Below are 22,799 nucleotides of genomic sequence, written 5' to 3' on the forward strand. Positions count from 1 at the left end.
TTCTATGCAAGAAGGAAAGGAACGATTACACTGGAACGAGAGTTCATCGCGGCGTTAACCGCCTTTACCATAGATTTATCAATCACACCATTCGCAGAGAAAGGGAATGACTGACATGCGTTATTTTATCGTGGATGATGATCCTGGCGTTCGTTCCATGTTGATGGATATTATTGAGGATGAAGGGCTGGGCGATATTGCCGGGGAAGCTGAGGACGGAGCACATATTCACGCGGAACTATTGGAACTGCATAAGGTGGATGTACTGCTGATTGATCTGCTGATGCCCCAACGAGACGGGATTCAGACTGTGCGAGCGCTTGAAGGAAGGTTCGAGGGCAAGATCGTCATGATCTCCCAGATCGAGTCGAAAAATATGATCGGAGAAGCCTATTCACTAGGCATTGAATATTATATTACGAAGCCGATTAACCGGTTGGAGATTCTATCTGTTCTGCGGCTGGTGAGCGAAAGGCTTCGGATGCAGCAATCCATCGCAGATATCCAACGGACATTGCAGGGATTGTCCGGTTTGAATTCTACCGAACGTGCTGGGGCTCCGGTTCCGGACAAAACAATCACGACTGCAGGACATTTCCTGCTGTCCGAGATGGGCATGATCGGCGAAGCGGGCAGCAGGGATCTGCTGGACATGCTGGAATATCTGGAACAGGTAGAGACAGATGAACATAAGCTGTCCCCCTATACGTTCCCATCCCTCAAAGACATCTTCCAGAATGTAGCGTTACGTAAACTGGGAGAAGACGCCTCTCTCGCAGAGGTGAACAAGGAGATCAAGGCATCAGAACAACGTGTTCGCAGGGCCATCTTCCAGACTCTGAGCCATGTGGTTTCTCTGGGATTAACAGATTATACACATCCCAAGTTCGAGAACTATGCATCCAAATTTTTCGATTTTACCGAAATTCGCAAGAAAATGCTGGAGCTGCAAAACAATGTGGAGCCTTCCTTGTCCCAGACACGCATTAATACGAAAAAATTCGTACAGGTCCTTTATTTGGAAGCCAAACGATTACTGCATTAAACAGATGCATAATGGATAAGATGCAAAAACAAACGGGCATGAATATTACACCGGTAGGATACCGCCTCTTCAACTGAGGCTGTCCATACCGGCTATATTCATGCCCGTCTGTACGATCAAGCTTTACAATCTATGTGATTTGTTCCGTGTATAAAATTAAAATCGCTTTGGGTTTAGGCCCGTGAATGGTTTCGGCTAATTCGGTTATACTCATTAATCAATTCGTCCAATGCCATAGACTGCCGAATCACATCGGGATGCCCAAGACCACCCTTGTTATGCTCTACCAGCATATGAAGGTTATGTCTGGCCTTCTCTATTTTATTTTTCAAATCCAAACTCATAACCATGACCCCTGATACCTCCTTATTCTGTGAACCATTTTAGTTTTTCCTGTCAATCTATAGTTGGATTAACATATGGCATAGGAGACAAGGATGTTTTGTATTCTTCTCCAAATTTTGATAAAGATTATTTTATCACACTAGAGCTTATCCGAAAATGGCTGATATGACGCAATTTTAGTGGTAACACCGAGGGTTGGATTCTAACGTCTGGCCTCATCATTCACGGCCAGAACGGATTGTGTCGTAAATGTGTATATTGAAAAAACAAAAAGTCTATTGGTTCAAAAGGTAATAAAATCCCTTTCCATAATGGGGTCATTCAGGTACAATAGGGCGATGTGTGTGTCCGGACCCGGCGGATACAAATGATGTAATGTAGAGGACGGCCAACGACGGCCATTGATCCTGATTTGATATTATTGGAGGCTTATCATCACCATGCAGACCGATTCACAGACTAAAGTCAAAATTGTTAACGCCGATCCCAGCGCAATGGGATTATTTGGGTTGGCTATCGTAACCCTGGTCGCTTCTTCCCAAAAGCTTGGCATTACAGAAGGACTTAGCTACGCTATTCCTTGGGCGATCTTCCTGGGTGCCTTTGCCCAGTTATTCGCATGTATTCAAGATTCCAAACGCAACAATACCTTTGGCACAACAGCTTTTGGCGCGTACGCATTCTTCTGGTTTGCCATGGCTGCCAACTGGATGATCAAAATGGGCGTATTTGGCTCCACTCTCGCTGAACAGGCCGATGGTAAGCAGCTCGGATTTGCTTTTGCCGGATACCTCGTATTCACCCTGTTCATGACGATTGGTGCTATTGAAGCGAATAAAGTATTGCTTATCATCTTCATTCTGATTGACTTCCTGTTCCTTGGCTTGACCTTTGACGCTTTCGGCGTAGCTCCTCACATTTTCCACACCATTGCAGCATACGCTGAACTGGCGATCGGAATTGTGTCCCTGTATGGTACAGGTGCTTCGGTACTGAACGCTCACTTCGGTTATGCGTTCTTGCCGATCGGCAAACCGTCCGGCATTTTCAAACCCAAGGCTTAATATACAGCAGTAAACCGCCAGCGCGCCGGTCCGCGCTGAACTGCACCCCAATTGTTAGACACAACTACCAATTGGAGGTGCAGTTTTTTTTATGACCAAATTTAGCACAAATGTAAAAGTACAGCTGTTATGCGTTATGAAAAGGGTTAGGCGCCCTTCAACCAAAGAAAAAGGGGCGCTCATCCATGAAAAAAGGAACTAAAGCACAGAAGGATAAAACGCTAGTAGAAGGATCTGTAGAGGCTTTACAAGCAGAGGTAGAGCGTTTGAAAATGGAGAATCCTGATTTAAAAAGTTGAATGCCTCGGTTCGAAGCAAGGAAAAATCACCAAACAAGACAAAGCTCAAGTAGTCTATGAACTAAGGAACGAATTTTCGGTAAAAGCACTTCTACAGCTAGCAGATATCCCTCGTAGCGCGTATTATTACGTGGTAAAAGCGTTTGGTACGCTAGACAAGGATTAGAGCTAAAAGACATGATACAAGCGATTTATAAGGAGCATGAGGGATGCTATGGTTATCGTCGTATTCGTGACGAGTTAATCAATCATGGACACCATGTGAATCATAAAAAGGTACAGCGTTTGATGAAAGTATTGGGATTAAAGTGTTTGGTACGTATGAAGAAATATCGTTCGTATAAAGGGACGATTGGCAAGATTGCATCGAACCTATTAGAACGCAATTCCCACGCTGAAAGGCCAAACGAGAAGTAGGTTTACGGACATTACAGAGTTTAAATTGTTCGGAGAAAAACTATATTTATCTCCCATACTTGATCTGTATAACGTAGAAATCATTACATATACGATTGGTTCAAGACCAATCTACTCCCTTGTTTCAACGATGTTAGATCGAGCATTTTGCAGTTTAACAAATAAAGATAAACTCCTTATTCATTTGGATCAAGGCTGGCACTACCAGATGAGATCGTATCGTCATGCCCTTGAAGAACGTGGCATCTCGCAAAGTATGTCCCGTAAAGGTAACTGTTACGATAACGCCGTCATGGAGAACTTCTTTGGCAACATGAAGTCCGAGTTTTTGTATTTAAAGGAATTTGAAAATATCTCACATTTTAAACATGAACTATCCAAATACATCGATTATTACAACAACAAACGCATTAAGACAAAACTAAAAGACATGAGTCCGGTACGGTACCGGATTCATGCAGCAGGATTGGCTCCTTTTTCTTCTTTGGAACTCATATAATGCTCCTATATCCAGCTTCCCCAACGATCCTCAATTACCTACATTTAGTCTTTAATTTACAAATTTTACAATATATCCACCTTTATTGATCCCAAACTATTGACAAACTAATGAAATGTCAAACCTTCTTCCACCCACAGACGATTCCCTCTTACTACGTTTATTTGATTGCATCAAAAAATCCTCTCCGATTTCCAGTGTTAAGTTCATATTAATATGAACTCTTTTTTCACTATCTACCTTGAGAGGATAACACCACGTTGTTGTCTCACTAGTCTTCCAGAACAATCACAGGAAAGTCATATACATAGGAGAAGATTGTAAAGATTATTAGGCAAAGTAAAATAAGTCTCCAGCTTAATCTATTAATACGATATGGTATTAAATAAAAATATAGAAGTATAATTGCCCAAACAAGCAACACGCCAAATGTTTGGGTGAATATTGAAGGTCCAAACAAATTTCCCGAAATTAAAATGAGTGCAAAACTACCAATTTGAAACCCAACTAACAAAAATAAAACGGTTATTATAGCGAAAAGAGTATGCTTATTCATAATATTCCTCCTTTTTACAAAAATTCATTGTTTAAACTGTATAGTAATGATATTATAATCTTGTTTCTATTACAATATCTGGAGGATTATCTATTATGAAAAAAGTTTCACTAGCCCTTCTTTCTAGCTTTACAGCTTATTCAATTTTTGCTTCTGCTGTTGGAGCATCATCAATCTCCGATGCTAATATTAGTGCCGAAATGCTAGAAAGTAGAGTGGAGCAATTAGCTCAAACAGATTTTAATAACTATGTTACAATTAATGAATTTGAAAGCGAATTGTCTTCATTTCTAAACAATGTTGTTCTGGTGAAAGAGTACCAGTACTTTACTCCTGAAGAAGTAGAGAAATGGGAAATTCTATCTTCCAACTTTCAAGCCATTCAATCTTCAATTGCACCTGCTCAAACTGCTTCGACTGCATCTCTTAATGCAGCAGTAAATAATACATACCCAAATTTACAGAGAGATATTGAGGGAGCAATTGTGACTAGCAAGTATGGTGCAGTAGTCCTTGCTGGAGTATATGTTGCAACTGACCGAGCTAACGAGGAACAACAAGTATACAAAAACAGATATGGCTTTACAACTACACAGGAAAATGAAGTTGACGCCTTTAGACACTTCTCATGGAACTATCATTTAACGGATACAATTACGATTACTAGAGGTGCTGCTACCTTTATAGCTGATAATCATGAATTCTCTGCTTTTGGTGTTAGATATGCAGAAAACAATTTTCCTACTGCTACTGCAGCTACAAAACTCGCACAGGGGATCTACTATACAAATAAAGTAAAAGGCGAAACCAATACAGCAAGTAAATTCAAATCTTTATTTGTTAACTCAAATTTTATGGATTTCAATAACAATGAAGCTGGCCGGGCTTATGAAAGCAAGGGATATAAAGACAATTACGAAGCGTTTGCAGCAGCAAAATCAAATGGACATGTAACTACTAGTCCAAGCCAGTGGACGTCTAGTAAATTATCAAGTAGAGCATATGATATTTACTCTGGAGCATTCAAATACTAGAAATAAAAATCGTGAAACTTGCCTGTAATTGATCAAATAGTTTTCATCACTTATCCATTCCTAAATTTATTCACCCTCTTTGTCATAATTAGTTTAAAGACTCTCGAATAATTCCGACCGTTTCCCAACACTCTAATGGGAAACGGTCTTTTAGTTTAAATGAAGTGTAGTTTAAACGTATCAGTATATTAAAAATACTACTTCATCACAACCGTTACTCCCCCCACATAAGCTTTTCAAGCTACTTGGTTGATTATACCGTTTAAGAAAATCTGAACATTTTGAGCTTTAGTTCGAGCACTCTAACTTTTATTAGGCTTACGGGTTTCCAGACCCTCTACAAACACTTTATTACATGCTTCTATATCCATAAGATCACTTGTACCACTCCGTGCTTTCTGCATACAGAATTATATTCGATGTCACCTCGCTCAATTTCTTCAAGGATAGCCACTTTACCCGAAACAGTATATGATTATCTAACAGTAAACCACCCTCTCAAAACCAGGCTTTAATTATTCCCCTCTTTACCGTTAGAGGAGTAACCTAGGGATAACAGATCAAAAATAGACCCTACAACACATGAAATAAAATGTCACAGCAGCCATACTGTAAGGAGGAAAAAAGCATGAGAGAGATACCGAAACCAACGGAGATGGATCAGGTGGAGAAAAAATATGTACGCGAAACACGTTGTTTCAAGACGGCACGGGTGTTCCCAACCGATGTCAACAATCATAATACGTTATTCGGCGGCAAGCTGATGTCCTACATCGATGATATTGCATCCATTGCCGCTTCCAAGCTATGCCGGGTCAATACCGTAACGGCTTCAACCGACTCTGTCGATTTCCTGTACCCGATTAATCCAACGGATTCGGTTACGCTTGAATCGTTCGCGTCCTGGACAGGACGAAGTTCCATGGAGATTTTTGTGAAGGTGATTCGAGAGGATCTGAAGACCGGAGAGAAGAAAATTGCAGCGACTGCATTTCTGACCTTTGTGGCCTTGGACGAAAATAATCGCAAACTGATCGTACCCCGCATTATCCCGGAGACGGAAGAAGAGAAGAAATTATACGAGACCGCTCCGGATCGGGCGGCCATGCGGAAACAACGGCGGGAAGAGAGCAAGAAATTCGCTGACTTCCTGACTGTTACTTATCCTTGGGAATAAAATAACGCTAAACAATAACAAGATTGAACACCAGCATTACATTATCTGGACGATGCCGGATAGATGGACACCGCTCTGCTATCCGGCAGTTCGCCACCCATGGAGACACACCACTGTTGGTAGAGACGATATGCTGCACCACTCTCCAGTAATCCCTGACAAGTGTATATGCCCTCTTCAATGGAATTGACACGCCCCGCCGCGTACAAGCGGAAACCTCCATTTAACAAAACCTGATTCACGAAAGCAATATGACCCTCACCACTTAACACACTTTCCGCCACTTCAAGCTGCTTCGCAGCCGTCCAGACCAGTTCCGGCACGGGCATATCCAGTTCATAGGCTGCAGGATCAACCAGTTCCAGCTTCATATCACCGTCTTCCACGGCGTATACGCGGGTTGGCCGATCAATATACAGATCCTCAGAACCTTCCATCCCCTGTACAACATAAGCACGCCGATAGTTAAACCGGGTGAGCAACTTCGCAATCCGATCCAGAAAGGTATTATGAAACACACCAAACACCAAATACGGTGAATGGTTATAATCAATCAGTTTCTCCGCTGTGTTAAACACCGTTCGAAAACCCAACTCTTCCCGTAACGGACGAAGCTTACGAAGAGGTTCGCACCAATCCTCGGAGGATACGTACATGACACCCGAACGCAATGCAGCGCTCCGTGCATCTTCCCGATCCATTTTACGTGTATCAATTCCTGCTTCCTTTAACAGAACCGACAGCGTAACTCCCCATTTGGGTGGTAAAGGGTCACTCCCATGCAAAGTCACCGGCAACCCGGCCGCCGCGAGTACAAACGCAACCGGAAACGTGGCCATGAACGACTTTGTTCGTCCATCATAGGGACCCGCACAGTCCAATCCATCCTGAAATATGGAGAAACGTTCCGCACTGTTACGACATGCATGAACAAAAGCTTCCAGTTCCTCGACGTTTTCCATTTTCATACGTTCAGCCATTAGAAACGCAGCCGTCTGGGCAGGGGAAACCTCCTGTTTCAGGATTTTCTCTGCTACAGTCAGTGCTTCTGTATAATTCAGATCACGCGAGCCTCGTTTCCCACGTCCGACCTCTCGGAGTATCTGAGACATATCCATGGAGAATCCTCCTTCCAATTAAGACTGGAGCAGTTGATGGGCCTTCACAATCGCTGTAGCTACATCGACCATCCGTTTGCGTTCATCCATCGCTTTCTTGCGTAACAGGTCATAGGCTTCGGCCTCCGAGATCTGCTTCAGATCACTAAGGATAGCCTTCGCCATATCAATCCACTTCCGATCTTCCAGCCTGGATTGCAGCTGCTTCCGTTCCTGCTCCCACTGTTTGCGTTCCATGTAGCGCCGGGCTGCAAAGTGAAGAGTCCAGTGAATCTCGGGCCCAGTCATGGACGGTGTAAGTATTCCATCAAATGAGGTTTCGACCTCGCAAGATTCTGCGGAGGAAGAGGCTGTATCTGGCGCGCACCACCAAAGCAGCGGTGAATCCGACTTCCCCTTTCCCAGGCAGTTCACCCAATACTCCACATCAGCCAGCGACAGATGCAAAATGGACGCTTCGGCCGCACGAGCTAGCTTCACCGCTTCCGCTTCACTGCCCGCCACCTGTACATGGTACCCGTTTGCTCCCAGTAGCCTCTCCGGTGTCAGAGGGATTGCATCGGATGAGGTAGCTATCGTTGGTTGAACACGGATGACCAATAAAGATCGCATGATGGATCAATCCCTCCCCTATTGCTATAATCAGAGTCCACATCATTTAAGACGTTAATACATGAAAGCAATAAACATGTTACATTACCTAACAAAAATTAAGTAGTGACGATTATGCGTCTTATTTTTAACATTAGAATGATCTTTTCATGCCTCATCATGTTGCAATAAAAAAGGGTGAAACACTATACATGGCACCTTTTCTACAGTATTTATCGTATCCAGCGTGCTAACGTTATCTAGAAGCCTTTAAACTAAGAAGATATACTCGTAAAACTTCGTCGTCCATTCGATATTCCAATAAACTCATGTAAACATAATTAACTTTAAATTTCAAATACTTTTTTATGTTAACTATCTTGACATGGTTGGATCGATCTTTTATAGTTAAGCCATAACAACTCCATATTTGAATCGATCACAGTTACAACGGCGTAGCTGGTTGAAACGGCAATGAAGCCTGTTTTGCAATCTCGGAGCAAGGGATGCGTATGTATATGCGCAGTCCTCCGAGGCATAACAGGCTTTTTCGATTTTAGAGACAAGGTTTTGAGGCAGTTTGCAGAATGGACCTAAGGGGGCTAATCATAATGAGTACAACGAAAAAACTGGTGCTGGTCGGCAATGGCATGGCGGGAATCCGCACAATCGAACATATCCTTAAGCTTGCTCCACACGCTTATGAAATTACAGTCTTCGGCGCAGAGCCGCATCCCAACTACAACCGGATCATGTTATCTTCCGTACTGGCTGGCGGAACATCCATCGAAGATATCGTAATCAATGAGTGGAGCTGGTACGAAGATAACGGCATTCGGGTGTACCCGGGTGACCCGGTCGTTCAGATCGATACCAAGCACAAGGAAGTTGTATCTCAAAATGGTGTACGCGCAGCCTATGATGAGCTGATTATGGCAACCGGTTCACAAGCGTTCATCCTCCCTCTTCCCGGAGCTAACAAGGAAGGCGTGATCGGTTTCCGCGATATTAAAGACTGCGAGACCATGATGGCAGCATCACAAAAGTATCGCAAAGCTGCCGTCATTGGAGGTGGATTGCTAGGACTGGAAGCAGCGCGGGGGCTGCTCAATCTGGGCATGGACGTCACAGTCATCCATATTAACGGTCATCTGATGGACCGGAACCTAGATTTGCCGGCAGGTCTGATGCTCCAGCGTGAGCTTGAAGAACAGGGCATGAAGTTCCTTTTGAACAAACATACCGAAGAAATCACAGGCAAACAACGAGTAAAAGCCATTCGTTTTACTGATCAAACGGTGCTTGAAGCGGATCTGGTTGTCATGGCTGTCGGGATTCGCCCTCAGATTGAACTGGCTCGCAATACCGGCCTCGATGTGAATCGTGGAGTCATTGTAGATGATTATATGCATACCAGCATCCCTAGTATATCTGCCGTCGGCGAATGTGCAGAACACCGCGGTATTGCCTACGGACTGGTTGCTCCATTATATGAACAAGGTATGGTGCTCGCAAAACGCCTGGCTGGCGCGGCAACCGAAGGATACGAAGGTTCAGTCACTTCTACCAAACTGAAAGTATCCGGTGTGGACGTATTCTCTGCCGGACAATTCAAAGACGCTGCGGACACACGCAGCATTCGTATTCAGGATGACGTTGATGGCGTGTACAAAAAGATGGTGATCAAAGACGGACAGCTGATCGGAGCTGTATTGTTCGGTGATACCACGGATGGCGCATCGCTGTTTTCCCTCATTAAGAGTGGTGAGAACATCAGTGGTCGGGAGAAAGAAATTTTACTCGGTGTACCTTCCGGTGGTTCAGGCTCGGGTCCATCTGTCGCAGAACGAATGGCGAGTATGCCGGATGACGAGATCGTCTGTGGTTGTAACGGTGTGACCAAATCTTCCATTGGAGACGCCGTTCTGAATAAAGGCTGTAATACACTCGGTGCAATCAAATCCTGTACCAAAGCTTCCGCTTCTTGCGGTGGGTGCAAACCTATTATCGAAAACCTGCTCACATATTATGCTGGTGATAATGTAGGCGAACAAACCAAAGAAGGCATCTGTGGCTGCACATCCTATGATCGGGATGAGATTGTTGCACAGATCAAGGAAATGGGTCTCAAAAGCGTTAAAGAAGTCATGAATGTTCTCGGTTGGAATGAACCGGAAGGTTGCTCCAAGTGCCGCCCTTCCCTCAACTATTATCTCGGGATGATCTGGCCGGCTGAATACACAGATGAGCGTGTATCCAAATTCACCAATGAACGTTATCACGCCAATATCCAGAAAGACGGTACCTACTCCGTTATTCCACGGATCTATGGTGGTGTCACTTCCCCGGCGGAATTGATCAAGATTGCAACTGTCGCAGAGAAATACGATGTGCCGTTGGTGAAATTCACGGGTGGGCAACGACTCGATCTGCTCGGTGTACAGAAAGAGAACCTGCCGAAGATCTGGGAGGAACTCGATATGCCTTCCGGTTTTGGTTATGGCAAGGCGCTTCGTACGGTGAAGACTTGTGTAGGTAATACGTTCTGCCGATTCGGCACACAGGATTCCATTGAGATGGGTATTCGTCTGGAGAAAAAACTCGACAAGATGGTGGCTCCGGCCAAAGTGAAACTCGCTGTCTCCGGATGTCCGCGGAACTGTGCTGAAGCGACCATCAAGGATCTGGGTGTTGTCGCCATTGATGGCGCTTGGGAGATTCATGTTGGCGGTAACGCGGGAGTCAAGGTTCGTGCAGCCGAGTTGCTGTGTACGGTGAAGACCGATGCGGAAGTGGAAGAGTGGACTTACTCTTACCTGCAATATTATAGAGAGAACGCAAAATGGAATGAGAGAACAGCGGCTTGGATTGAACGGGTTGGTCTGGATCATGTGAAGGAAGCATTGGCGGATCGGGATGTACGTCTCGCTCTGGTTGAACGTCTGGAAGTTACACTGGGTCACACGGTTGATCCTTGGAAAGAAATCATACAAGACGAGAAATTACGTAAAAACTTCACCCCACTGTCCGGTGCCGAGCCGGTAACCCACTAGAAGAGGAGGAACAGCGATGAACAAATTCCGGATTGGACACCTTGCAGATATTGATGAAAAGGGAGCACGGACCTTCCTGATACAGGATACCGAAATTGCAGTCTTCAAACTGAGCGACGGAAGTCTGCACGCCGTCGAGAATCGTTGCCCTCACAAGGGCGGCAAGCTGTCGGAAGGCATGGTGTGCGGGACAGCAGTTCATTGTCCTTTGCATGATTGGAAGATTGATCTGCGTAACGGTAAGGTACACGAGCCGGATGAAGGCTGCTTGAATACCTACAAAACAGAAGTAGACGGCAACAGCGGAGAAATCTTCATCACAATTGCGGGTTAAAGGCTAGAGATACCCTGACATCAAGGAGGCGTGCGCTATGGATTTTGTTAAACCTGCAGAAGTGCTGCAATCGATGATCGAAGCTGGTGAGAGCAAAGCCAGAATGAATCGGGTACAGATGCTGATCCGCGGTTTTCTGGCGGGGGCTATCCTTGCCTTTGCAACCACACTGGCATATACCGCTATATCTCAAACTTCCGTTGGTTTGGCAGGTGCACTGATATTCCCGGCGGGATTTGTCATCATTATTCTGCTGGGTCTCGAATTGGTGACAGGAAACTTTGCGATGCTTCCACTCGCGGTGTTGAAACGTAGAATTACATGGATGGATATGCTCCGAAATTATTTTTGGGTGATCACAGGACATCTGCTCGGATGTGCATTCTATGCTCTCTTATACGGACTGACCATTACCAAGATGGGTACGGATTTGAGCAACCCTCTAATTCAAACGCTGATCCAGACCAGTGAAACCAAAACATTGGGATATCAGCACTTGGGTGGGGCTGGCATTGTACTGGTCACCATCAAAGCCATTCTATGTAACTGGATGGTCACACTCGGGGCAGTGATGGCAATGACGTCCACTTCTACACTGGGCAAAATCGTAGCGATGTGGCTGCCCATTACCATATTTTTCGCTCAGGGATTTGAGCATGCTGTGGTAAATATGTTTGTCATCCCGGCAGGCATGATGCTCGGTGCACAGGTCAGTATGGCTGACTGGTGGCTGTGGAATCAGATTCCGGTATTGCTGGGCAATCTCATTGGCGGAGCTGTATTTACAGGCCTCGGTCTATATGCCGCCCACCACTGGGGAAATCCAGTAAAGCTCTCGTCCAAACTGGCATCCATTCAGGGTGGTCGTTCAGGATTGGCAAGTTCTGATGCTGCACCGAAATTGGGGACACGATCATGAGTCGGGGCCTGGTTAGTATTGTTGGCGCTGGTCCTGGAGATCCGGATCTGATTACGGTAAAAGCCCTGAAACGTATTCAGTCCGCAGATGTCATTATGTATGATCGGCTTGTGAATGATCAATTGCTCGCTGAGGCTCGCGAAGGAGCACTCCGCATCTACTGCGGCAAGGCTCCAGGCCTTCATTCCATGAGTCAGGAGATGATTGGACGGATACTTGCTGCACATGCGGCGGAAGGCAAACAAGTCGTAAGACTCAAGGGTGGCGATCCGTTCATCTTTGGCCGTGGTGGTGAAGAAGCGCTTGTGCTGGCGGAAGCAGGGATTGCATTTGAGATCATTCCTGGCATCACTTCAGCTGTAGGTACATCCGCTTCATCCCTTATTCCGTTAACTCATCGCGGGATTGCTTCATCCTTCGCATGTGTCACCGGAACCGGCAGTGATGGAAGTGTATCTTCGGTCCGCTGGGATCTGCTTGCCCATAGTGTGGATACACTGGTCATCTACATGGGCATTAGCCAACTGCCCCAGATTCAACATGAATTGCTTCACCATGGCAAAAGTGGACACACCCCTGCGGCTTTAATCGAACGGGGAACCACCTCGGAGGAACGGATTATTACCGGCACACTTGCCGAACTCCATTCCCTCGCCAAGTCGCATCAAGTGAATAATCCGGCATTAATCATGATCGGCGAGTCCGTCCTGATCCGCGAACAACTGCTTCAGATGCAACAGGCCGCTAATGCCTCCATGACCGGATAATTCGGTACTTTAATCTAACAGCATACGCTCGTGAATAGTCCGACCCTTCTGCCCTGGTTCAATCAGCAGACGGGTCGGTTTGATGTTAATCAGCGCCGTAAGCTGCTCTCCCATATAATGCGCAGAATATTTGAATCCAATCTCCGCCCAATGCATGATTACACCTACCGTTGCAGATACCAGATAACTTAACATGATGTCGTAATTAATCGTCCACTCACTATCCTCGGTCACCAATACAAAATCTTCGGTTAGATACGTTCTAAACATATTGCATAGCCGAGAGCTCATATCTGAATGCATTGTTATTAACGCACGAAAGATATCCTGATGGGCTTCAATATATTCGAATACAGGCATCGTGGATGGTAGCAATGCAGTCATGTCCACTTCTGTAAGCTGTACGTATGGTTCTGCATAAGCTCGCCCCACTCCCTGCATGAAATCATCCAGAATGAACTGCAACAACTCCGGTTTGCCGGGAAAATGTAAATAGAAGGTTCCACGGTTGTAATCCGCCCGTTCCGTAATATCCCGGATTGTGAGGGCATCCGCTCCCTTCTCTAATATCAAAGAAACCGCCGCAGCGATGATCGCATCCTGCGTTCTTCGTGCTCTCCGGTCCTGTGGATGTTCAATAATCAACATTTTCGCCTCCTTTGTTCATTATTGTAATATAAATGAACACCGCTTACACCTCTGTCCGATAGCTGACATATGCGATGTCAATGATTATTGTCACATTGCTATGTATATCTTAACATTGAGGCAGGAAAGATAGACGACAGGTTGAAACTTTTTTTGAGAAATACCTGCCAATAATGAATAAGGAGCGGATAGTTCATGAGTACATCTTATACACATACAGCCGTTATTACAGGAGCAGCTGGAGGCATTGGTAAAGAATTAGCACGCCGCCTGGCTGAGCGCAAAATCAATTTGGTTCTGGTGGACCTGAATGAAGAAGCCATCCAGCAGACGATTACTGATCTGAACCTCGACAAAGAGCACGTAATCGCCGTAAAAGCGAACGTATCCCAAGAAGCAGACGTGAAAAACTATGTGCAAAAAGCATTGGATGCTTTTGGCCGAATCGATTATTTTGCCAATAATGCCGGAATTGAAGGTCCAACAGGGCTGATCGAAGACCTGAGTGTTGAAGCACTCGACACCGTATATAACGTCAACATTCGTGGAGTATTCCTGGGTCTGCAAAATGTCATTCCAGTGATGAAAAAACAAAAATCCGGTGCGATTCTTAATACCTCTTCCCTCGCGGGTCTGATGGGTGCACCTGCTGTATCTCCATATATTATGTCCAAACATGCCGTAGTTGGTCTCACGCGTACCGCTGCAAATGAACTGGCACCTTATAATATCCGGGTTAACGCTGTATTGCCAGGTACAATCAATACACGCATGATGCGTCAGATCGAAGCTAATTCCGGTAACGTGGAAGACTATCAATCAGCAACCGTGTCCAGCATTCCAATGGGCCGTTACGGTGAACCGGAAGAAGTCGCTGCGGTAATGAACTTCCTGTTGTCCGAAGAAGCATCTTATGTAACAGCTTCCCTTTACACCGTAGATGGCGGTATGGTGGGTCAATAAGAAGCTATAAACGGTGGGATTGATAGGGATTGCCTAAAAATCTCACCTTACAGCGATGTCCAATAGGGACGACTGTAGGGCAAACAGATGAGTGATGCGGTAAGGTTGTCCGATAGGTCAACACTCATCGAACTTTACTCATAGCGAGACTCGACAAATGATCCGATATAGTGGTCAGGTCCGATAGAACTTAAAGTCCATTCTTAGAAAAGTTATACCGACAGGTGTTCCCGAAGGGATGCCTGGTCACTACAATCTAAAAAAGGCCTCAACACCACAGTATTGTGGAGTTGAGGTCTTTTTGACAGTACAACACTTGCCATGCATTAGGCTGCATCTGTGAGATTTCACTTTTGAAACAGCCATTTAACGCCTCGTTGCACCATGTGATCACTCTAAGTTACTCTAACGAACCTAGGGCACCTTATTTCGGCAAAAAGCGCTTATTTCCCGAACTAACGAATCTCAGACACGCTAATTCCGCGGAAATGCTTTAACAGCATGGGAAAGTCCTAAAATCCATAGAATAACGTGTCTGAGATTCGTTACATTCCCAATCGAGCGAGAAATACCCGAATAGCGCGTGTGAGATTCGTTAGATTTTGCCTACACTTAACTTAATCGACGTATCCCGCGTGACCCTTGTCCATCAAGTAGTCCATCTCCGCATCCAGGATGCTTTCCACGGTCAACTCATCCAGCTTCACATCTTTACGACTAAGGATGTAGTCAGCCAGATCATCGCCGTCAATATCCACATCGTTACCTTTGGAATTCTCATGCGCCTTGTTGATGTACGCTTGCTCATGCTTCAACACAAGAGCGATGTTCGCCTGGCTTGCCTTCGTTTTATCTGCAATATACTGCATCATTTCTTGTTCATTAATTGCATTTGCTTCTGCCACGTTCAGTCATCTCCTTGATTCATACATACTGTTGCAATTGTAGCATAGGTTAACCCATTACAGGCAGAACTTATGCCTGAAGAACAATTATAGAGCGGGAGCGAAGGATTAGTGTAGAGCCCGCTCATCACTCCACTTACGACAACCGCACGTAAAATGTAGCACCCTCTCCGACTACACTTCGAGCATACACCTCTCCTTTGTGCTGATCCACAATGGAACGAGCAATCGCCAGCCCCAGACCATGCCCACCATGTTTGCGGGCTCTTGACGAATCCGTACGATAGAATCGATCGAAGATCCGATCCAGATGTTCGGGTGCAATGCCTTCACCTGTATTGGATACGGCCAGCACGACATCATTATTCTGTTTCTGGAGGGTGACGTTTACGGCGCCTTTTGGACCGGAATACTTCACCGCATTATCGAGCAGGATCAGAATGACCTGTTTGATCTGCTCACTGTTCCCATGAACCGTAAGATTCGGCTCAATGTTGTAGTCGAGGGAAATGTTTTTCTCAAAAATAACGGCCTCCATCGGCAAAATAATACTCTCTACCGCATCGCTTATATTAAACTTCGCATGAATCATCGTGGAGCGTGAGTCATCCATCTGTGTCAGATAGAGCAGATCATTCGTAAGTCCAGTCATGCGCTCTGTTTCCGACTTGATATAGTGCAGCCACTTCGCCTGATTTGCTATAGTATCCTCCTGATTCGCAAGCAGTACGTCGGCATTGGTATTGATAATCGCCAGAGGTGTCTTCAACTCATGTGAAGCATCCCCGATGAATTGTTTTTGCTTCTCAAACGCTTCCCTGACCGGTGCAATAGAACGATTGGCAAAATAACGGCTCAGGAAGTAGATCACAATCAACATGACCAGTCCGACAACAGCAAAGGTATAAATCAAATTCGTAAGAATACCTTGTTGCGCCGTCACATCAATGAATACGATCATGTGCCCGGCACCGCTCGGATCAACCACATAGGCCCAGTCCGTTCCATCCAGCGCAAATTGCCCCGTCTGCCGTTCCGAATCACCAACTTTATTCTGGTCAACCTTTTGTAACGCCTCGGTGTAGAACGTATCTTCCATATCAAATCGGGAATGTGTATCCGTAATCTTCCACTTATCATCCGTCTTAATCATGAACGAAACGGAACGTGCCGGAGGTGAGTTGGGATCACCTCCCGTTCCTCCATTATCACCACCCATGGTATCGGAAGGAAACGAATCTGAACCAGAACTTGAACCAGAGCCTGTACTACCCCCTGTACCGGAACCCTGCCCTTCCCCGCGCGGCATCTTGGATGAATTATAAGGACTGTGATAGAAATCAGACACCTTGTACAACTCCATATTTGTCTCACGCTGCACATTCTGATAAGTAATTGTATAGATCGTCGCAAATGCCACCAGCATCATAATGGAGATGGACACCAGATTCACGATCAAGAATCGATTTCGAAGTTTCTTGAACATCAGGACGTCACCTCAAGTACATACCCCACACCCCGAATCGTGTTAATGCGGACGGCAGAGTTCAGGAAGGTTAATTTTTTGCGTAAAAAAGAGATATATACTTCCACATTGTTATACTCCACTTCCGAATCAAATCCCCATAACTTCTCAATAATCTGCTCTTTGGAGGTAATCGCCTGTTTGCGGGCAATCAACAGCTCCAGCAGTTCATTCTCCTTCAGATTCAGCTTAATCTCCTTACCCTGTACGCTCAGCTTCAGTTGAGTTGTATTCAGCTCAATGTCACCAAACTTCAGTCCATCCTCGGGAACCACTTCACCCTTCCGCCGTAAAGCTGCTCGAATCCGGGCCAGCAATTCCTCTGTGGCAAAAGGCTTGGCGATATAATCATCGGCACCATAATCGAGGCCTGTGACTTTGTCCGATAGTTCACCCTTGGCAGTAAGCAGAATGACAGGCGTATGATTCCCTTCACTGCGGAGTTTCTTCAGGACGGTGATCCCGTCCATCTCCGGCATCATGATGTCGAGTAGTAACAGGTCGTAGATGCCGCTCTGCGCATAATCCAATCCTGATCTGCCGTCGTGGACCATGTCCACGGAGTAGTTGTTCTTTTTCAAAATCTGCGATACAGCCTCTGCCAAATGAACCTCATCTTCCGCAATTAATATTCTCATCATCTATTCATTCCTCTGCTTGAATTATTTCTCTCAATGGGCTTGTTTTATATGTTCTTATTCTATCAATTAAACCTTGAATCAATCTTAATTCATTTTGTGTATGCGCACTATTATAGGAAGGTAAAAAAATGTTAAGGCAATGTAAAACCATTTAAGATTCATTCAAGGTTGGGGCTCTAAGATACAGACATGGAAGCAATACACGATGCAACAAAACATACAACCCACCGACGAAAGGACTGAGTCCCACATGGCGATTGAAGTATTCAACCGATATGAGAGCAAATATCTTCTGACGGATGAGCAGTACGCACATTTCTACAATGACCTGCTGAAATACATGGAGCTGGATGCCTACAACAAGAAACATGAGTATTACTCCATCAGTAACCTGTACTTCGACACTCCACAAGATTCGCTGATCCGCGCCAGTCTCTCCAAACCAAAATACAAGGAGAAGCTGAGACTGCGAGCTTATGGAATCCCTGAAGAGAATGCCAGAGTGTATCTGGAGATCAAAAAGAAAGTCTTTGGCCTGGTGAACAAACGCAGAACAGCCTTGAAGCTGGATGAAGCTTACGAATTCGTCCGTTCGGGACAGGCGCCGGAGCTGGCGGATTACATGAATAAACAGGTTGTCGAAGAGATCAAATATTTCCTTCGGGTATACGATCTGGAACCGAAAGTATATCTGGCGTATGAACGCAAAGCGCTTTTCGACAAGAACAGCCGCGATCTCCGCATTACCTTTGACACCAACATCCGCAGCCGCAGATACGATCTGAAGCTGGAACAGGGAGATTACGGTGAACCGCTGGTGAAGGACGGTCGATGGCTGATGGAAGTGAAAGCCGAGAAAACCGTTCCGATGTGGCTGTCACAACTGCTGTCCGAACATGGACTGTACCGTACCGGATTCTCTAAATACGGCAACGAGTTCAGACATCTCGCGAGAACAACCAACCTGAATTACCAGACAGAGCGCATTCTTGTGCCAGGTACCGATTTCAACCCATCCATAGAACAAGATAAAACGATTATAGAAAGAGAGCGTGTCCTATATGCTTGATTCACTATTCAGTTCAGCCCTAACCGATACCAACCTGACGTTTAACAACGCAGTCATCACCATTGGTCTTGCCATCATTCTGGGATTGGTCATCAGCCTTACCTACATGAAAACTAACCAAAACACATACTCTCAGAGCTTCACCTTAACGATGGTTGTTCTGCCCGTCATTGTCGCCATCATCATCCTGCTCATCGGCAGCAACATCGCACGAGCATTCAGCTTGGCAGGTGCCTTCTCGATCATCCGATTCCGAAGTGCCCCTGGTGATCCAAAAGACATTGCTTACGTATTGTTCACGATGGCTTCCGGTCTTGCCTGCGGTGTAGGTGCTTTTGGATACGCGGTGCTGTTCACCATTATCCTGTGTGTACTGATGTTTGTCCTGAGTCGCTTCAACTTCGGCGGCAAGAAAAGTCAGCTGAAAACGCTGAAAGTCACCATTCCCGAGAACTTGAGTTATGAAGAAGCACTTAATGAAGTGTTCCATACATTCAACGTACCTTTTGATTTGAAAAAAATCAGAACGACTGAACTCGGCAGTCTATATGAACTGGTCTACAGTGTAACCATTCACGAAAGTGTTAGCCAAAAGGAATTCCTCGATGCGATCCGCACACGGAACGGCAACCTGGATATCTCATTAACCATGAGTCCAACAACGGAATATTAATTTATAATTCGAAGGGAACGATCTGATATGAAGAAAAACATGATAACAGGTAGCAAACTTTGGTCCATCGCCATGATTACCAGCCTACTCGCAGCATGCAGTTCACCAGCAACCACAAGCACAACGGCCAATGCCGCAACTTCAACGACAGGAACAACCAAAACGGTATCTGTCAGCGAGCAAACTTCTGTAAAATACGCCGATCTGGTCTCTCTGGATGCTGACGATACCAATATTAGCTGGAGTGAGGCAGATTCCACAGCGATTAAGCTGAACGGAACAACTGCAACGGTAACCGGTTCGGGCGCCAAAGCAGCGAATGGTTCGGTAACCATCTCTGAAGCAGGTACTTATGTACTTAGCGGTGAGCTAACGGATGGACAGATCGTGGTTAACGTTGCCGATAAGGGTACTGTACATCTCGTATTAAACGGAGCAACAATTCATGATAACGACAGCGCCGCAATCTACATTCAGAAGGCTGGTAAAGCGGTGATTACACTCGAAAAAGGAACCAAGAATACCGTATCCGATGGTAAAACATATGTGTACGCCGATGCTACGACAGACGAGCCCGATGCTGCAATCTTCAGCAAAGCAGATCTTACATTCAATGGTGCAGGTCAATTGACCGTCACAGGTAACTATAATGAAGGTATTACGAGCAAGGATGATCTGAAGATTATCAGCGGTAACATCCGTGTCAAAGCGGCCGATGACGGCATCAAAGGTAAAGATATGGTCGCTATCCAAGCGGGTACGATTACCATTGAAGCCGAAGGCGACGGTATTAAATCAACCAATGACACAGATACCACCAGGGGCTACGTTGCTATTGCAGGAGGTACCTTTGATATTCAAAGTGGTAACGACGGTATTCAAGCCGAAACCGCACTCGTGGCGGATGGCGGCACATACAACATTGTAACGGGTGGCGGTAGCGCCAATGCACCAGCCAAAGTAGAAGAAGGTCCATTTGGCGGCGGCGGTGGCGGTGGATGGGGTGGCGGCACACCACCGGATGGCGAACCTCCTGCAGATATGCCGGAGATGCCTACTAACAGCGGTACGAATGCAGGTGCTAATACAAACGGCGCAGCAGCATCCAACTCTGCCAACACAACAACAACAACAACAACAACAACGGATAACAATGCCGATGCGGACACAGCTACAACAGCAACGGAGTCCACAAGTGCCAAAGCGCTCAAAGCAGGCACAGACCTTACGGTTAATGGCGGTACGTATACCATTGATTCCATGGATGATTCCCTGCACAGCAACAATAACGTGACAGTCAACGACGGAACATTCAACATCGAATCCGGTGATGACGGCATCCATGCCGATCAGGCCCTGACGATTAACGGCGGAACCATCACGATTGCGAAGAGCTATGAAGGACTTGAAGGTGCAATCATCACCCTGAACGATGGGGATGTAGATGTAACGGCATCCGATGATGGCGTAAACGCTGCAGGTGGCGAGACGGAAACAGCTGCGAATACAGCGGCCAGTACAGATAGCACTACTACTACAACCGATGCAGCAACGACATCCAACATCTCTGTGACCGAAACGACAGGCACAACATCGACTACCGATCAGGCATCCCAAGGTACAGCTGCTAATCAGCAAGGACGCGGACCGGGTGGTATGGGCGGTGCAGCAGCGAGCAATAACGAGTTCCACATTAACGGCGGCTCCCTCACTGTGAACGCAGGTGGTGACGGACTGGATTCCAATGGTTCCATTAACATGACTGGCGGAACGGTTATTGTGAACGGACCGACGGATAGCGGCAACGGAGCATTGGATTATGACGGTACATTTGAAATCAGCGGTGGATACCTCGTGGCTGCCGGAAGCTCTGGTATGGCACAAGGAACATCCGATGCGTCTACGCAAAATACCATTGTGATGACATTCCCTGCAACGCAAAAAGCTGGAACACTTGTACATGTACAAGACAGCGAAGGCAACAACATTCTGACGTTTGCACCAGCAAAAGATTATCAAACCGTGGTTGTCAGCTCACCAGATCTTGCGAAAGATGGCTCCTATGTAATCTACTCTGGTGGTACGTCTACAGGTAAAGCCGTGGATGGACTCTACACAGGTGGTACCTATAGTGGCGGAACTCAAGTGGTTGCATTCCAATCGACCAGTAATGTAACTTGGGTGAATGAATCTGGTGTAACCACTGCCAATACAGGTATGGGCGGTCCTGGTGGCGGCGGTGGACAAGGCGGATTCGGAGGCGGCAGAAACAGATCGCAATCCGGTACAACATCCGACAGCACAGACACTACCGATTCTGCAAAATAATACGTGCGGTAAGTAATAATCAAGCAATCTCTTGCCCTAACTCAAAGCCGAGACAAAAAGGCCCCGAATCACTTCATAGTGAGTTCGGGGCCTTTTTCGCATCCTCGTTCTTACGTGGTATCTGCATTACTATGATATGGAGCACACTCTTTCATCCATTCACGTTATGGCAGAAGGTTTGCAGCACTCCAGCCGAGCAAACCTGGTGATCACTTTCCTGTTCTTTTCTTTAAAAGGAATACACATACACCTTGGTACGCAGGGCATCCCGGCATGTTATGGTGCGTAGCGGTTCTTTTCCTGGCAGGGCAAAACAGACGCTAATCACCTTGGCACCCGGCGGAAGCTCTCGACTGAACTTGTCCAAAAGCTTAGTCATGGCTCCCGGGAATAGATAACAGATCACACAATCCGCATGTTCATAGGAACTGGTGTAGATATCCCCGCGCATGAAGCGCAGCCTGCCCTTGAGAGAGTGTTTGTTTCCCTTGGCTCCACGTAAGCGAACACTGAGATAGGCAATTATTTGGGAAGACCATAAGGGTATGATAGAATTCTCAATACCCGTTAGCCTTTTACCAGGACAATGCCTTACAACATCCAGCCCCAGTGTGCCCCATCCAGAGCCCGCTTCGAGCACATCCCCGTACCCTGGAATACGGTTCACTTCCTGAATGACCACCTGTCTGACACGACTGGATGTGGGCATCGGGGAAATACCGTTTTTCCAACTGACAAGTACGATGGATATGACACCTATCAATGTCACCACGGCAATCAGCCATGGAATCAGGTAAATGATGAACATGAACTCATCCCTTTGTTATGA

Annotated in this window: 20 protein-coding genes and 1 pseudogene; 13 read left to right on the forward strand and 8 right to left on the reverse strand. The window is 46.0% G+C overall.

The window, feature by feature from the left end:
• The first annotated feature begins 115 nt into the window (after positions 1–115).
• Positions 116–1,045, forward strand: coding sequence for a response regulator (locus tag MHI48_RS29350; protein WP_076329233.1), 930 nt, complete (start codon positions 116–118; stop codon positions 1,043–1,045).
• A 173-nt stretch (positions 1,046–1,218) separates the two neighbouring features.
• On the opposite strand, the gene MHI48_RS29355 is transcribed toward MHI48_RS29350, so the two are convergent.
• Positions 1,219–1,395, reverse strand: a complete 177-nt coding sequence (locus MHI48_RS29355; protein WP_017691636.1) for an aspartyl-phosphate phosphatase Spo0E family protein — start codon at positions 1,393–1,395, stop codon at positions 1,219–1,221.
• A gap of 435 nt (positions 1,396–1,830) precedes the next feature.
• Here MHI48_RS29355 and MHI48_RS29360 point away from each other — a divergent pair, with 435 nt between their 5' ends.
• The 4 genes and pseudogenes from MHI48_RS29360 (at position 1,831) to MHI48_RS29375 (ending at position 6,436) form a co-directional block, all read left to right on the forward strand.
• Positions 1,831–2,454 (forward strand): acetate uptake transporter, encoded by a 624-nt coding sequence (locus MHI48_RS29360; protein ID WP_036671640.1) that lies wholly within the window; start codon positions 1,831–1,833, stop codon positions 2,452–2,454.
• Between the two features lie 143 nt (positions 2,455–2,597).
• Positions 2,598–3,669 (forward strand): annotated as a pseudogene (locus tag MHI48_RS29365) (IS3 family transposase); the annotation flags it as partial.
• Positions 3,670–4,320: 651 nt separating this feature from the next.
• Positions 4,321–5,259, forward strand: coding sequence for a DUF6973 domain-containing protein (locus MHI48_RS29370; protein ID WP_036671642.1), 939 nt, complete (start codon positions 4,321–4,323; stop codon positions 5,257–5,259).
• 664 nt (positions 5,260–5,923) lie between these two features.
• On the forward strand, positions 5,924–6,436 hold the full coding sequence (locus MHI48_RS29375) for an acyl-CoA thioesterase (RefSeq protein ID WP_026081401.1): 513 nt from the start codon (positions 5,924–5,926) through the stop codon (positions 6,434–6,436).
• 41 nt (positions 6,437–6,477) lie between these two features.
• On the opposite strand, the gene MHI48_RS29380 is transcribed toward MHI48_RS29375, so the two are convergent.
• Positions 6,478–7,554 carry an anthranilate phosphoribosyltransferase gene (locus MHI48_RS29380; RefSeq protein WP_076329232.1) on the reverse strand — a complete coding sequence of 359 codons (1,077 nt, stop codon included), beginning with the start codon at positions 7,552–7,554 and terminating at the stop codon, positions 6,478–6,480.
• A gap of 18 nt (positions 7,555–7,572) precedes the next feature.
• Positions 7,573–8,166 carry an ANTAR domain-containing response regulator gene (locus MHI48_RS29385; protein WP_076329231.1) on the reverse strand — a complete coding sequence of 198 codons (594 nt, stop codon included), beginning with the start codon at positions 8,164–8,166 and terminating at the stop codon, positions 7,573–7,575.
• 590 nt (positions 8,167–8,756) lie between these two features.
• Between MHI48_RS29385 and nirB the strand changes: the two genes are divergently transcribed.
• From nirB to cobA, 4 genes are read left to right on the forward strand one after another with little or no spacing between them, the layout of a single operon-like run.
• Positions 8,757–11,198 carry a nitrite reductase large subunit NirB gene (gene nirB, locus MHI48_RS29390; RefSeq protein ID WP_076329230.1) on the forward strand — a complete coding sequence of 814 codons (2,442 nt, stop codon included), beginning with the start codon at positions 8,757–8,759 and terminating at the stop codon, positions 11,196–11,198.
• Between the two features lie 16 nt (positions 11,199–11,214).
• A complete protein-coding gene (gene nirD / locus MHI48_RS29395) occupies positions 11,215–11,532 on the forward strand; it encodes a nitrite reductase small subunit NirD (RefSeq protein ID WP_036612155.1) in 318 nt (105 codons plus the stop codon).
• Positions 11,533–11,569: 37 nt separating this feature from the next.
• The gene (locus MHI48_RS29400) at positions 11,570–12,451 is read left to right on the forward strand and encodes a formate/nitrite transporter family protein (RefSeq protein WP_076329229.1); all 882 of its coding nucleotides are present in this window, start codon (positions 11,570–11,572) and stop codon (positions 12,449–12,451) included.
• Positions 12,448–13,218, forward strand: a complete 771-nt coding sequence (cobA, locus tag MHI48_RS29405; protein WP_076329228.1) for a uroporphyrinogen-III C-methyltransferase — start codon at positions 12,448–12,450, stop codon at positions 13,216–13,218. The genes MHI48_RS29400 and cobA overlap by 4 nt, the downstream gene beginning before the upstream one ends.
• Before the next feature lie 9 nt (positions 13,219–13,227).
• Here cobA and MHI48_RS29410 read toward each other — a convergent pair whose 3' ends face one another.
• The gene (locus MHI48_RS29410; RefSeq protein ID WP_076251925.1) at positions 13,228–13,866 is read right to left on the reverse strand and encodes a TetR/AcrR family transcriptional regulator; all 639 of its coding nucleotides are present in this window, start codon (positions 13,864–13,866) and stop codon (positions 13,228–13,230) included.
• A 195-nt stretch (positions 13,867–14,061) separates the two neighbouring features.
• On the opposite strand from MHI48_RS29410, the gene MHI48_RS29415 reads away from it, so the two are divergent.
• Positions 14,062–14,829 (forward strand): SDR family NAD(P)-dependent oxidoreductase, encoded by a 768-nt coding sequence (locus MHI48_RS29415; RefSeq protein WP_036612166.1) that lies wholly within the window; start codon positions 14,062–14,064, stop codon positions 14,827–14,829.
• Between the two features lie 617 nt (positions 14,830–15,446).
• Here the strand turns inward: MHI48_RS29415 and MHI48_RS29420 are convergent.
• The 3 genes from MHI48_RS29420 to MHI48_RS29430 form a co-directional block, all read right to left on the reverse strand.
• Positions 15,447–15,734, reverse strand: a complete 288-nt coding sequence (locus tag MHI48_RS29420) for a hypothetical protein (RefSeq protein ID WP_370511430.1) — start codon at positions 15,732–15,734, stop codon at positions 15,447–15,449.
• Between the two features lie 136 nt (positions 15,735–15,870).
• Entirely contained in the window at positions 15,871–17,220 is a 1,350-nt protein-coding gene (locus tag MHI48_RS29425; protein ID WP_405142558.1) for a sensor histidine kinase, read from the reverse strand.
• The gene (locus tag MHI48_RS29430; protein ID WP_036612327.1) at positions 17,220–17,897 is read right to left on the reverse strand and encodes a response regulator transcription factor; all 678 of its coding nucleotides are present in this window, start codon (positions 17,895–17,897) and stop codon (positions 17,220–17,222) included. The genes MHI48_RS29425 and MHI48_RS29430 overlap by 1 nt, the downstream gene beginning before the upstream one ends.
• A gap of 253 nt (positions 17,898–18,150) precedes the next feature.
• Here MHI48_RS29430 and MHI48_RS29435 point away from each other — a divergent pair, with 253 nt between their 5' ends.
• From MHI48_RS29435 to MHI48_RS29445, 3 genes are read left to right on the forward strand one after another with little or no spacing between them, the layout of a single operon-like run.
• Positions 18,151–18,969 carry a polyphosphate polymerase domain-containing protein gene (locus MHI48_RS29435; protein WP_253504198.1) on the forward strand — a complete coding sequence of 273 codons (819 nt, stop codon included), beginning with the start codon at positions 18,151–18,153 and terminating at the stop codon, positions 18,967–18,969.
• Positions 18,962–19,642: a DUF4956 domain-containing protein gene (locus tag MHI48_RS29440; RefSeq protein ID WP_221819971.1), complete on the forward strand. Its 681-nt coding sequence runs from the start codon at positions 18,962–18,964 to the stop codon at positions 19,640–19,642. Before MHI48_RS29435 ends, MHI48_RS29440 begins: the two co-directional genes overlap by 8 nt.
• A gap of 27 nt (positions 19,643–19,669) precedes the next feature.
• Entirely contained in the window at positions 19,670–21,970 is a 2,301-nt protein-coding gene (locus tag MHI48_RS29445; RefSeq protein ID WP_405142560.1) for a carbohydrate-binding domain-containing protein, read from the forward strand.
• 229 nt (positions 21,971–22,199) lie between these two features.
• On the opposite strand, the gene MHI48_RS29450 is transcribed toward MHI48_RS29445, so the two are convergent.
• Entirely contained in the window at positions 22,200–22,778 is a 579-nt protein-coding gene (locus tag MHI48_RS29450) for a class I SAM-dependent methyltransferase (RefSeq protein ID WP_076329225.1), read from the reverse strand.
• Positions 22,779–22,799 lie beyond the last annotated feature (21 nt).

It is taken from the genome of Paenibacillus sp. FSL H7-0942 (assembly GCF_045040715.1).
GTDB classification, from domain to species: Bacteria; Bacillota; Bacilli; order Paenibacillales; family Paenibacillaceae; genus Paenibacillus; species Paenibacillus amylolyticus.